The following is a 12,085-nucleotide window of genomic DNA, read 5'->3' on the forward strand; positions in this document are numbered from 1 at the left end:
TCAAACTCTTCAATTTAAGATTTTGTCGGCTCAATGAATACTGACTTCAAAACTAATATTTACCGAAGTAAACATGTAATTCTAAAGCTATTACCATTCCAACAGAATGGTAATGAATTGACTGTGCCAAAATTAAGTAAACTTAATTTTGTATTGGTCACTCAGTTCATTGAAACCAAATTGATTTCCGAGGAAATCTTGCTTTGCTATTGCAAAACAAATTTTGATATTCATCAACGAGTGCCCACACAGATTGATAGGTTTAAATTGTTAAAGAGCGCTAGCATTTGTGATTAACATCTCAATTGCTAGGGGTGCGTACTATACTCGCACCGAATTGAGAGTCAAGCGTTGTTTTCAACTTCTTTTCTCTCTACCGATTCTGATGTGTGACTCTCGTCTCACTCCGTGTCGGTGAGGCGGCATTATAGAGAGATTGCTTAGGAGCACAAGGGCTTTTCGAAATAAAAATGAAATAAAGTTCTCGTTCGCTTAAAACACCATCAAATCGGCATTTTTCGAATAAAAACTAAACATTTGAAACATATCACAGCAATATATTGGAAAAATGGAAACCATGAACGTAAGATTCATGTGTCTATTTTGTTAATGGTAGATGCGTCTATTTCATTTATTAATGTGTAGTATTCAAATATGAACTCAAAAAAACCGATGTTATTAATTGTCGCACTTGCTGTGCTTGGCGGCATTGTTTTCTCTCAGGTAGAAATATCTCCTGCTATTACCTTTATTATTGGTGTCTTGGTATCCGCTTTTGTTGTAAACCTTTCAAGTAACCAGTCACAAACTGAATCAGAGCCGAAGGCATCAACTAAAACGCTTTATGTAGGTAACTTACCTTATAAGGCAAATGAGTCTCACGTACGTGAGCTATTCTCGGAACACGGCGAAGTGTTTGCAGTACGTTTAATGAAAGATAAACGCACTGGTAAAAGAAGAGGGTTTGGTTTTGTTGTTATGGCGAGTGATGACGTGCAAGCGGCTATTGCTGAACTGAATGACAAAGATTACATGCAACGCTCTCTAAAAGTGCGCATTGCAAACGACCCTAAACATCCAGAATCGGATGAAGCTGGGTTGGTGTAAAGCCTAACTGATTCAAAGCAACGTTTAGTGCACTTTCTTCCATAGGAAGTGCACTACAAAATACCTTCCTCGTACCAATCTCTTTAGTATTCGCTTTTTCATCCAGTAAACAGCTCACTCGATCAGCTATTGCTTTCCCTGAATCTATCATCACGACCTCTTGACCAAGAACGGTTTGTATCTCGTCTTTTAAAAGTGGGAAATGGGTGCATCCTAATACCGCTACATCAATGTGATTCATCAATGGGGAAAGGATTTCTGCAAGCTCTTCTAAATTCACCTCACAACCTCTCAGCTTATTTTCAGCCATATCCACCAGCCGTGTTGAACCAAGTAGTTTTACATCTCTGTCATTTGCAAAGTTTTTGATCAAGTCATGGGTATATTCGCGCGTTATCGTGGCTGGTGTCGCAATTAAGCCAACAGCTTTACGTGATATTAATGAAGCAGGTTTAATTGCTGGGACAACACCTACAATAGGAATGGAATGAGATTGGCGTAGAGTTGGTAAAACAATCGTACTCGCTGTATTGCAGGCAATGATCACTAGATCAATATTATGGGCTTGAATGAAATCATCAATGAAACAAGAAACTCTACGTATTAATGTAGCAGGCTCTAACTCACCATATGGATAAGCTTCATTATCGAATACATAGATATAGTTTAAGTTGGGTAGCAGCGAACTGACTTCGTTATAAACAGAAAGCCCACCGACTCCAGAGTCAAAGACCAATACATTCTTTTGTCGCTGTTCCAACACTGTTCTTACCTATCTATATTATTCCTGACAATAATACTCGCTTGTAGGATTTTCGCCAATATCACTCGGGATGAAGAATTGCCTCATAACGCTGATGTGTAAATCTCTTTCCCTTCTCTATTTCTGTCTTATTAATTTCCAGATAACCTTTAAAGCACGGAGCATGAGTGACTAAAGTATGGAATTCACCGTCTTCGCCGCAAGGGTCAACGTCTTCGGGAAGCGCCTCTAACAACTCTTTTGTATAAAGCTTTCCGCAAAACTCGGAGTTAAGTGCATTACCATCGACTGTTACCAACCAAGTTCGAATACCTAGATTAATGATTTCATCAGCAAGATCGCTACTGCTTTGCCCCATCAGCGGAAAAACACATTCCCAACTAGCAGGTTCTATATAACTTCTTCGATAGTCAGCAATACCATTGCAAAACATATCGCCGAAAGCGACGGCTTCGATTTCTAAGTTCGACTGTTTTAGTGCATTGATAATTGTAGATTGATAAACCTCATTAGCTGGGAAGACTTCTGGCAGTTCGATTGAAATCAACGGTAAGCCAATCAGCTTAGCTTGCATTTCAACAACAGATAATGGAGTCACCTGGAACGGCACTTCATCACCAACATAAGTGGTATATAAACCAACAACTTCATAACTTGGATCCTTGAGTAACCTTTCCAAAGTGAGTGTTGAATCTTTGCCTGATGACCAGCTTATGACGACTTTCTTTTTCATTGTATATCCAATAATAAAAAACCGCCCGAAGGCGGTTTAGATAATTTTAAAATACGTACGTGACATTCATGTAGTAAGCACGTTCTGCCGCTGGGTAGCCCAGTGCCGTCTCATACTCTTCATCAAGAAGGTTATCAACACGAACGCTAAGCGTTGTTTGCTCATTTGCGTAGTAACTTACCGCAGTATCAATTAAGGAATATGAAGGCAACGTGATATCTGAATAAGGCCAAGTGCCATAATTAACATCAGGGCGCTTGCCTACATACTGGTAACTAACAGACCAATCAATATCATCAAAGGCGACAAGAGCATTCCATTTATAAAGCTCTTTAGCACGACGTTGTAATTGCTTACCATCATCATCTTCCGCATCTTTATAATCAGCACTTAGTTGGTGCTGTACAATGCCTGTATCAAATTCAGCCACAAGCTCAACACCCTGAATGTGTGTTTCACCATCTACATTCAGATATTTATAAGTCGTCGGATGGTAATCGATAAGATTAGTGATCTTATAATCATAACCCGTAAGTGACCAATATACATTTTGGATGATACCGCTGAAACTAAGCTCAATTGCATCTGACTCCTCAGGCTTTAAGTCACTCGTGCCATAGGTAGGGTCATATTGCTGATAAAGGTTTGGCGCTTTAAAAGCCGTTCCATATGATGCTTTCACACCGAACTCAGGTATGAATTGGTAGCCAGCCCCTAAGTTATACGTCGCTTCAGAACCAAACTCCTCGTTATCATCAAGTCGTGCACTTACTTCTGCAGTAGCAGCATCAACAGTGATAGAAGATAGACCAAACACAGCTAAGTTTGAGCGATCGAAAGTTTTATTCGCAGACTTATCAACATAAGACTCATCACGCCAATCTACACCACCAGCAAATACAACCGAGTCATTAAGTTGGTAGCTATTTGTCCATTGCACATTATTCTGTTCTAACTCATCTTGGGAACCTGATGTTTTGCTAGATCCGTGCTTATAATTCCAAGAATCTTGCTTTTGTGCGGTAGCTTGAAGCTCTGAATTCCAGTTATCACCTTTATAGGTACCACCAAGCGTTACTGAAAAATCATCTTTCTCAGATTCCATGTAACTACGTGAAGTGCCGAATGTACTATCGTATTGATAGATATTTTCGTAAGCCCTTAGGTTACCAAACAGAGAAACTCTCTCACCCACTTTGTGTGTGTAACCGATTAAACCATTCAACGTTTCAAAACCATGGCGATCGCCATCATTCACACCGGGTACAGGCTTAACGTTATAGCCTTCGTCACTTTCTTGGCTAATAGCAAGGTTCAGTTGACCATTTTCAGATGTCGAAATACCTGATGCTAGGCTAAGCTCTTGGTAATCAAGACTTCCCAAACCGGCACTTAATGTTGTCGATTCTTCTGTCGCTCTAGCTAACGTAATAATATTGATTACGCCACCAATCGCTTCAGAACCATATAAAGATGCTCGGGCACCGCGAACATATTCAATACGCTGAACATAGCTTAGAGGAATTTGGTTAAAGTCTACTGCGCCTTTCGCTGCGCGAGCAAAACGCACACCATCAACCAATACTAAAACTTGATCAGAACTTGTGCCTCGCACAAAAATAGACGCAAGCTGCCCACGACCACCATTTTGAGTGATTTGAATGCCAGTTAAGCGTCTCAGAACATCAGGAATTGTTTTCGCTTGAGTGCGTTGAAAATCTTCTCGAGTAACAACCTCCACATCAGCTAAAGTTTTATGTGCTTGCTGCTCAAAACGGTTGGCAGTAACAACCATCGTTTCGTCTGCAGATGCTTCTTGTGCGTGTAAATTGGAGATAGGTGAAAGTAGCGATGCAACAGCAACCGCTAAAAGGGATTTGTTCATGTTGTGATCCTAAGTCGCGTAAATTCCTACTGAGCCATACGGCATGGTTCAGTTGCTGGCAGGTATTCGGACTTAAGAGCACAACCGACTAGTTACCTAACTAATGGCTACCTAATATTCGACTTCCCGCACAATGCTATGTGCAGTGTCTTTGAATACTCGTTCTCTTTTACCGCTGCGCGTCAGTTCTGGATTTCCACCAGATTCCCTCTTCAGCCATCTATACATCTAAATGGCACCAGCTTGCGGGGATAATATTGTTCTGTAGATACTTTGTCTAGTTAAAGATTGGTATAAGCTATAGTTTTTAGGATATGTTTTGAGCAGATTACGCGACAGCACTGGACAACTGCTATGGATTGAATAAAATCTGCGCTCTTGATTTGAATGCACCAAAGCAAAAGGCATAAACATGGCGACTCTAGACGTAAACCCACAAAGCTACCAAGAACAACTGGCAGAAAAGACCGAGCGTCTTACCGATATGTTCGCACAATACAATGTGCCTGAGTTAGAAGTGTACGAATCTCCAGAGCAACACTATCGCATGCGTGCAGAATTTCGCGTATGGCATGAAGGTGACGATATGTACTACGTCATGTTCAATCAAGAGACTAAAGAAAAATACCGTGTCGATCAGTTCCCTGCTGCTAGCCGTCTTATCAACGACTTAATGCCTCTATTAACAGATGCAATGAAAGAGAACCATTCTCTACGCCACAAACTATTCCAAGTTGACTTCCTATCTACGTTAAGCGGCGAGATATTGGTGTCACTGCTATACCACCGTCAATTGGGTGAGCAGTGGATCAAAGATGCTAAAGCACTAAAGCAGCAATTGAACGATGAAGGTTTTAACCTAAACCTAATTGGTCGAGCGCGTAAGATGAAAATCGTATTGGACCGTGACTACGTAATTGAAAAGCTAGACGTGAATGGCGACAGCTATATTTACCAACAAGTAGAAAATAGCTTTACTCAGCCAAACGGCAAAGTTGCTGAAAAGATGCTGGAGTGGGCTGTCGATTGTACTCAAGACAGTAAAGGTGACTTGCTAGAACTTTACTGTGGTAACGGTAACTTCTCACTTGCACTGGCGCAAAATTTTGACCGTGTCCTAGCGACAGAGTTAGCGAAGCCATCAGTAGAGTCCGCGCAATACAACATTGCTGCTAATAAGATTGATAATGTTCAGATCATTCGTATGTCTGCAGAAGATTTCACGATTGCAATGGAAGGTAAACGTGAGTTCCGCCGTTTACAACAAGCGAATGTTGACCTTAAGAGCTACAACTGCAACACCATCTTTGTTGATCCACCGCGTTCAGGTATGGATGAAGACACGTGTAAAATGGTTCAAGGTTATGAGCGCATTATGTATATCTCTTGTAACCCAGAAACATTGAAAGATAACTTAGACATTTTAAGCCAAACACACGATATCACTCGTTTTGCGCTATTTGACCAATTCCCATATACCCACCATATGGAAGCTGGTGTCTTTTTAGAACGCAAAGCTTAAAATTTCAGATGCTAGCTATAGCAAGCCTACAATCTTTGATTTATGAGTTTGTAATTTGCTTAAGTTTCTAATTTTCAGAAATGAGCAGAAAAAAAACGAGCCCAATGGCTCGTTTTTTATTATCTATATTAGATAGTACTTATAAGTACTAAGCCGTTTTAGACATATAACCTAGTTTCTTGCCTACCCATGCTAGTAGTAACATTGCGACAATGATTGCGAAGAAGTTCGACCCTGCATCTGGGTGTTGCGCTTTTACAAAAGCAGAATGACCAAATGCACCTACAAAGAAACAGGCTAAGCCTAATAATGGGATCTCTTCTGATACTGGGTTAGCTAAATATTCTTGATACAATGCTTGTACAGAGAGAACAAGAGCAATAAGTGGGAAAATAGAGAAAGTCACTTCACTCATCGTTACCCAAGACAACAATGCATCACCACAAACACCTGCAATCAAAGCAAGTACAAGTGCTTTTTTTTCTGAACCACGGTTCACTGTATTATTTTCATTCGACATTATTCAATCCCGCCTTTTAATCGGTTACGTTCACGTTCTTTGCGATACCAATAAGCCCCTTTGGCCATCATTCGCAGCTGCATGATCAACCGCTCAGCTAATTCATCTCGCTGACGTCGATCTAAATCTAAAGCTTCTGCCCCTGAGTTAAAGACTAAAGTAACTGAAGCCGCCGCTTGGGTATGGGCTTCATCTCTCGTCATTCCGGTTGTAATCAAGTATTCCGTTAACTCAGCAGAGAAGTGCTGTATCTCACGAACCACTGCTGTTCTGAACTCAAACGATGTTCCAGAGCGTTCGCGTAGTAATAATCTAAATACGTTCGGGCTGCTTTCTATGAATTCCATAAAAGTTTCAACCGAGGTACGAATCACACTGCCTTCTTTTACGATTCGCTGCCTTGCTTGTCGCATTAATTGACGAAGCAATAAGCCACCTTCATCAACCATGGTTAAGCCTAGCTCATCCATATCTTTAAAATGACGATAAAAAGAGGTCGGCGCAATTCCAGCTTCTCTTGCTACTTCGCGTAAGCTTAAATTCGAAAAGCTACGATCAGCACTCAATTGGCTAAATGCAGCATCAATTAAACTTCGGCGTGTTTTTTCTTTTTGCTGTGCGCGGATTCCCATAGGTTTCATACTTAATTTATATCTTCTGTCTACAGCCTAAAAAGGTGTGTTTAATTCTTAAGTCAATATAACGCGAAACTCGCTGTTATATAAGACATTCAATCCACCTCTTTGTTCACGGTATCGAAGTTAATACGTTCGAAGCTCGAATTTCAATCTTTGCGCTGTCAATTGTAGACATACAGCATACCAAATCAGGCTTTTCTTGAATTCTGCGTGATCCCATCCACTCTATAGTGCGCTTTTCATGTACCAAACAATAGAATCAGTTAAAATCTCGCTACAGCAATGTTAATCAAATATAACAAGGAAGATATCTATGCCACATTCCAACCACTTTGATGTGATCGTAATTGGTAGTGGTCCCGGAGGAGAAGGGGCAGCGATGGGATTAACCAAAGCCGGATTGAATGTCGCTATTATTGAAAAAGAAAGCAGTGTAGGTGGTGGTTGTACTCACTGGGGTACTATTCCGTCTAAGGCTCTCCGACACGCCGTTAGCCGTATTATCGAATTTAATAGTAACCCACTCTTCTGCGACAACAACACCAGTATTCATTCCACTTTTTCAAACATCTTAGGTCACGCTAAATCCGTTATCGATAAACAAACTCGTTTACGCCAAGGCTTTTATGACCGTAACCAGTGCACACTAGTCTTTGGCACGGCTCACTTTATTGATTCACATACCGTATCAGTCATGCAAAGTGACGGCACGGAAGAACATTACAGCGCCGACAAGTTTGTTATCGCAACAGGTTCACGCCCTTACCAGCCAGATAATGTAGATTTCCTGCATGACCGTATCTACGACAGCGACTCAATCTTGTCTCTTAAGCATGACCCACAACACATCATCATTTACGGTGCTGGTGTTATCGGTTGTGAATACGCTTCAATTTTCCGCGGTTTAGGCGTGAAGACAGATCTTATCAATACTCGCGACCGTCTGTTATCTTTCTTAGATAACGAAACTTCTGATGCATTGTCTTATCACTTTTGGAACAGTGGTGTCGTGATTCGTAACGATGAGACCTTTGAGAAGATTGAAGGTACGGATGATGGCGTGATCATCCACTTAGAATCAGGAAAAAAAATGCGTGCTGACTGCTTGCTGTACGCCAATGGTCGAACGGGTAATACTGATAAACTAAACCTTGGAGCGGTTGGGCTAGAAGCTGATTCTCGTGGACAAGTAGCAATTAACAGCAATTACCAAACTTCTGTTGATCATGTCTATGCAGTAGGTGACGTGATTGGTTACCCAAGCTTAGCCAGCGCAGCTTATGACCAAGGTCGATTTGTTGCACAAGCGATTATAAAAGGAAAGGCGGATAGACACTTAATTGAAGACATCCCAACCGGTATTTACACCATTCCTGAAATCAGTTCAGTTGGTAAAACTGAGCAAGAACTGACAGCCGCAAAAGTCCCTTACGAAGTTGGACGTTCGTCATTTAAGCATCTCGCAAGAGCGCAAATTGCAGGGAAAGACATTGGCAGTTTAAAGATTCTCTTCCATCGTGAAACCAAAGAGATTCTAGGTATTCACGTATTTGGTGAAAGAGCCGCAGAGATTATTCATATCGGACAAGCCATCATGGAACAAAAAGGGGAAGCCAATACCATTGAGTATTTCGTTAACACCACGTTCAATTACCCAACCATGGCAGAAGCATATCGCGTGGCAGCTCTGAACGGTTTAAATCGCCTCTTTTAACGCTCAATCATCTAATCTATACAAAAACAGCAAGCTAAATATGGCTTGCTGTTTTGTTTATGAATGATGGTAAGACGGTCAAAGGAAGTCGAGTTCAGGCAAGAAACTCCCCTCTTTTCCATTGTCGGATAAACAGCACACCTAAGCCAATACCTCTCATCCCCATAAAACCAAGCATCGCAAACCACAGCGCATGGTTTTCAGCAGCACTTGCCAAGTAAAACATAGCAAAGAATGAACAAGTCGCTACGAACATGCTATTACGCATGTCTTTTCCTTTGGTCGCCCCTACAAAAATACCATCCAATAAAAAGCACCACATAGAAACTAATGGCATCGAAATTAACCATGGGAGATAGGTGGAAGCCTCGGCTTTTACTTCTGGAATAGTAGTGATCATATTGATCAAATTAGATCCCATAACACCAAATACTAAGGTCAGTAAAATGCACGTAATTAGGCTCCAAAAGAAAGTTCCGACCAATGATTGCTTGAGTTCATGCTTATTCTTAGCACCCATGGCTTTTCCGACCATAGCTTCCATTGCGTAGGCAAAGCCATCCATCCCATAAGAGATCATCATCAAAAAGCTCATGAGTACCGCATTGGCTGCAACTACTTCATCTCCAAAGCTGGCACCTTGGAAAGTCATAAAGGTAAAAGTGGCTTGCAGGCACAAAGAACGAAGAAAAATGTCTCGGTTAAGTTTTACAAAGCGCCCTAACCCTTCCGTCGTTTGTTCTAGTAATGAAGATAAAGACGGTAACTGTTTTCTGGTCCAAATACGCCACACACAGATTAGGCCAAAAAAAAGCCCGGTGTAATCAGCAAGTACCGATGCAAGAGCTGCGCCTTCCACTTGCCAACCAAGACCAATCACGAATAACACATCAAATATAATATTCGTTAGGTTAGTAATAATGACCATCCACATCGGTGCTTTCGCATTTTGTGTTCCAAGCAACCAACCTAAGATAACAAAATTCACTAATGAAGCTGGGGCGCTCCACGCTCGAATAGAAAAGTACTGCTGCCCGTAATGTTTAACTTCTTCACTTGCTTGGCTAAATGAAAATATTGCATCAGACACGACACCGTGTAGCAGTAAAAATACGCCAGCAAAGCCTAAAGCCATCATTACGCCTTGTACAAATACAAGGGCTAACTGCTTAGTATCATTCGCTCCAAAAGATTGAGCTGCCAACCCGGTTGTCGACATTCTTAGGAAGCCAAGTAACCAAAAGGTCACACTGATCATTGTGCCGCCAAGAGCTACACCACCTAAGTACCAAGCATGCTCTAAGTGACCTATCACAGCGGCATCCACCAGCCCAAGCAAAGGTACAGTGATATTGGATAGCACCATAGGAATCGCAAGCAACAACACCTTTTTGTGCATTGCTTGATCCAATAAGATTTGAAGAATGGATTGGAATTGGGAATTAAATGACTTCACGAGCACCTCTTCTTAACGAGGTGATAGTCTAACCTAGCCCTATTTTATGAACTACTTTTTAAGTCGGAGGAGTAGCTGTCGTCCATGACTACATAGCTATATCTATTTAGCTTTTGAAGCAGATTACCACTTCACTTGAATGAGCTGAGGCGTTAAGCGCGTTTTAAATTGAGAGAGCTTGCATAACCATCGTTGCCATAATTTCCAACGACTGCATTGCTGGTCGAGTGGAGAATATGATTTAACCGACTGAGCCCAAGGTAACCAGTTTAAAATACTGTCTACTGGTGAAGCTAAACCATGAGCATACTGACCAGCCCCAAGCTTTTGCCCCAATGTCGTCGAACTTTTGTCACCAGCGAGCACTAAACATGCTTCAGCATGAACAAAGTGACGACCTAAATTCTGTATAAAGTGCGCCGCTTGCTGATCATTACAATCAAGTAGTGCATGCTCACACACAATCATAACGGGTGATTGTTCTGGAATATTAAGATGATCGAGCCAGCTAATATCTTCCACTGAACCACATTCTAATTGGTAACGTTCATTCTTATGAAACAGACGTTGTCGCCATACTAGATTTTCGGTGACATCCAACTCAACCCAATGACAACGACCATTATCAATTCGATAAAAGCGAGTATCGAGCCCTGCACCTACATTAATTATCCATGCATCAGGATGTTGGGAAATAAAATGACGAACTTGAAGATCGCACAGCTGAGTTAAAGTGGCATGAAGGAGTTGCTGTTGATCTACATCACCCGATAAACACTCAGGCGCGAGCTTGCAACGAGTGCAGGCTTGAGCCGCAATAGGATCATATACGAGACCATTATCGACTAAGCTTTCACGGCTACGAAACCAAAGAGGTTGCACTAAGCTAACAGGAACTTGAAATTCTTGCTTAGACGATTTCTTCGCTGTTGGTCGGGGTAAGTCGGGTTTCGTTGGGCGGGGCATCATCATCTTCCTTATGTCACCATAGAGAAGATGATAATGAATATCAATTACAACATCAAGCTATTGAGAATGAATATCAGTATCATAATTGATGATTACTAATGAGTAGTTGCTCAAAGCGTACTCTGATTACATCCAATCAGTATTACGGATAATACCAACAGCCAACCCTTCAATCGCTAAGTGCTGAGACTCAAGATCAACTTGAATGGGTGAAAATTCTTCGTTTTCAGCATGTAGTAACACTGTTGAGCCTTTGCGCTCTAAGCGTTTAACGGTTACGTCATCATCAACACGAGCTACGACAACTTGGCCATCACGAACATCTTGTGTTTTATGCACGGCAAGTAAGTCACCATCCATAATACCGATGTCTTTCATGCTTTCGCCATTTACACGAAGTAAGAAATCCGCTTGAGGCTTAAACATGCCAGGATCAACTTGGTAGTGCATCTCAACATGCTCTTGCGCAAGAATTGGTTCACCAGCGGCAACTTGACCAATCAAGGGTAGCCCTTGATCATCATTAGCTGCATCTTCAAGTAGGATACGAATACCGCGAGAGGCTCCCGGGATAATCTCAATGGCTTCTTTGCGAGCAAGCGCTTTTAAATGTTCTTCTGCTGCATTAGCAGAGCGGAAGCCAAGTTCACGAGCAATTTCTGCACGCGTTGGTGGCATACCGCAGTCTTCAATTTTATTCTTAATAAGATTGAACACTTCTTGTTGTCGGGGCGTTAACGGCTTCATGAGTCACCTGTCTTTTTATACAGTTAACTGT

The 12,085-nt window shown here is 41.6% G+C and carries 11 protein-coding genes and 1 riboswitch; of the genes, 3 read left to right on the forward strand and 8 right to left on the reverse strand.

Annotated elements, in window-relative coordinates; genetic code table 11:
* Positions 1 to 654 precede the first annotated feature (654 nt).
* Positions 655 to 1,107, forward strand: a complete 453-nt coding sequence (locus L4C37_RS19655; RefSeq protein ID WP_137375511.1) for an RNA recognition motif domain-containing protein — start codon at positions 655 to 657, stop codon at positions 1,105 to 1,107.
* Here the strand turns inward: L4C37_RS19655 and murI are convergent.
* From murI to btuB, 3 genes are all read right to left on the reverse strand, one after another.
* Complete coding sequence (gene murI / locus L4C37_RS19660) at positions 1,070 to 1,870, reverse strand: glutamate racemase (protein ID WP_429769570.1); 801 nt, start codon at positions 1,868 to 1,870, stop codon at positions 1,070 to 1,072. The genes L4C37_RS19655 and murI overlap by 38 nt on opposite strands.
* Before the next feature lie 61 nt (positions 1,871 to 1,931).
* Complete coding sequence (locus L4C37_RS19665) at positions 1,932 to 2,603, reverse strand: Dph6-related ATP pyrophosphatase (RefSeq protein WP_429769571.1); 672 nt, start codon at positions 2,601 to 2,603, stop codon at positions 1,932 to 1,934.
* A 46-nt stretch (positions 2,604 to 2,649) separates the two neighbouring features.
* Positions 2,650 to 4,488, reverse strand: a complete 1,839-nt coding sequence (btuB, locus tag L4C37_RS19670; RefSeq protein WP_429769573.1) for a TonB-dependent vitamin B12 receptor — start codon at positions 4,486 to 4,488, stop codon at positions 2,650 to 2,652.
* A 40-nt stretch (positions 4,489 to 4,528) separates the two neighbouring features.
* Positions 4,529 to 4,746: riboswitch (cobalamin riboswitch) on the reverse strand.
* A 154-nt stretch (positions 4,747 to 4,900) separates the two neighbouring features.
* On the opposite strand from btuB, the gene trmA reads away from it, so the two are divergent.
* Complete coding sequence (gene trmA / locus L4C37_RS19675) at positions 4,901 to 6,010, forward strand: tRNA (uridine(54)-C5)-methyltransferase TrmA (protein WP_137375507.1); 1,110 nt, start codon at positions 4,901 to 4,903, stop codon at positions 6,008 to 6,010.
* A gap of 148 nt (positions 6,011 to 6,158) precedes the next feature.
* Here trmA and L4C37_RS19680 read toward each other — a convergent pair whose 3' ends face one another.
* Entirely contained in the window at positions 6,159 to 6,530 is a 372-nt protein-coding gene (locus L4C37_RS19680) for a YijD family membrane protein (protein WP_273296384.1), read from the reverse strand.
* Positions 6,530 to 7,171 (reverse strand): HTH-type transcriptional repressor FabR, encoded by a 642-nt coding sequence (gene fabR, locus L4C37_RS19685; RefSeq protein ID WP_137375505.1) that lies wholly within the window; start codon positions 7,169 to 7,171, stop codon positions 6,530 to 6,532. Before fabR ends, L4C37_RS19680 begins: the two co-directional genes overlap by 1 nt.
* Before the next feature lie 310 nt (positions 7,172 to 7,481).
* Between fabR and sthA the strand changes: the two genes are divergently transcribed.
* A complete protein-coding gene (gene sthA / locus L4C37_RS19690; RefSeq protein ID WP_273296386.1) occupies positions 7,482 to 8,882 on the forward strand; it encodes a Si-specific NAD(P)(+) transhydrogenase in 1,401 nt (466 codons plus the stop codon).
* Between the two features lie 94 nt (positions 8,883 to 8,976).
* Here the strand turns inward: sthA and dinF are convergent, their stop codons facing one another.
* The 3 genes from dinF to lexA all read right to left on the reverse strand — a co-directional run bounded on the left by dinF (position 8,977) and on the right by lexA (position 12,054).
* Positions 8,977 to 10,338: an MATE family efflux transporter DinF gene (gene dinF, locus L4C37_RS19695; RefSeq protein WP_429769576.1), complete on the reverse strand. Its 1,362-nt coding sequence runs from the start codon at positions 10,336 to 10,338 to the stop codon at positions 8,977 to 8,979.
* Positions 10,339 to 10,461: 123 nt separating this feature from the next.
* Positions 10,462 to 11,304, reverse strand: coding sequence for a class I SAM-dependent methyltransferase (locus L4C37_RS19700; protein ID WP_372266359.1), 843 nt, complete (start codon positions 11,302 to 11,304; stop codon positions 10,462 to 10,464).
* 129 nt (positions 11,305 to 11,433) lie between these two features.
* On the reverse strand, positions 11,434 to 12,054 hold the full coding sequence (lexA, locus tag L4C37_RS19705; RefSeq protein WP_137375502.1) for a transcriptional repressor LexA: 621 nt from the start codon (positions 12,052 to 12,054) through the stop codon (positions 11,434 to 11,436).
* Between the last annotated feature and the right edge of the window lie 31 nt (positions 12,055 to 12,085).

This window comes from Vibrio kagoshimensis (assembly GCF_050337535.1).
GTDB classification, from domain to species: domain Bacteria; phylum Pseudomonadota; class Gammaproteobacteria; order Enterobacterales; family Vibrionaceae; genus Vibrio; species Vibrio gallaecicus.

Coding starts and splice junctions, on each gene's coding strand:
- L4C37_RS19655 (WP_137375511.1), top strand. CDS start 655: ATGAACTCAAAAAAACCGATGTTATTAATTGTCGCACTTGCTGTGCTT.
- L4C37_RS19665 (WP_429769571.1), bottom strand. CDS start 2,603: ATGAAAAAGAAAGTCGTCATAAGCTGGTCATCAGGCAAAGATTCAACA.
- btuB (WP_429769573.1), bottom strand. CDS start 4,488: ATGAACAAATCCCTTTTAGCGGTTGCTGTTGCATCGCTACTTTCACCT.
- trmA (WP_137375507.1), top strand. CDS start 4,901: ATGGCGACTCTAGACGTAAACCCACAAAGCTACCAAGAACAACTGGCA.
- L4C37_RS19680 (WP_273296384.1), bottom strand. CDS start 6,530: ATGTCGAATGAAAATAATACAGTGAACCGTGGTTCAGAAAAAAAAGCA.
- fabR (WP_137375505.1), bottom strand. CDS start 7,171: ATGAAACCTATGGGAATCCGCGCACAGCAAAAAGAAAAAACACGCCGA.
- sthA (WP_273296386.1), top strand. CDS start 7,482: ATGCCACATTCCAACCACTTTGATGTGATCGTAATTGGTAGTGGTCCC.
- L4C37_RS19700 (WP_372266359.1), bottom strand. CDS start 11,304: ATGCCCCGCCCAACGAAACCCGACTTACCCCGACCAACAGCGAAGAAA.
- lexA (WP_137375502.1), bottom strand. CDS start 12,054: ATGAAGCCGTTAACGCCCCGACAACAAGAAGTGTTCAATCTTATTAAG.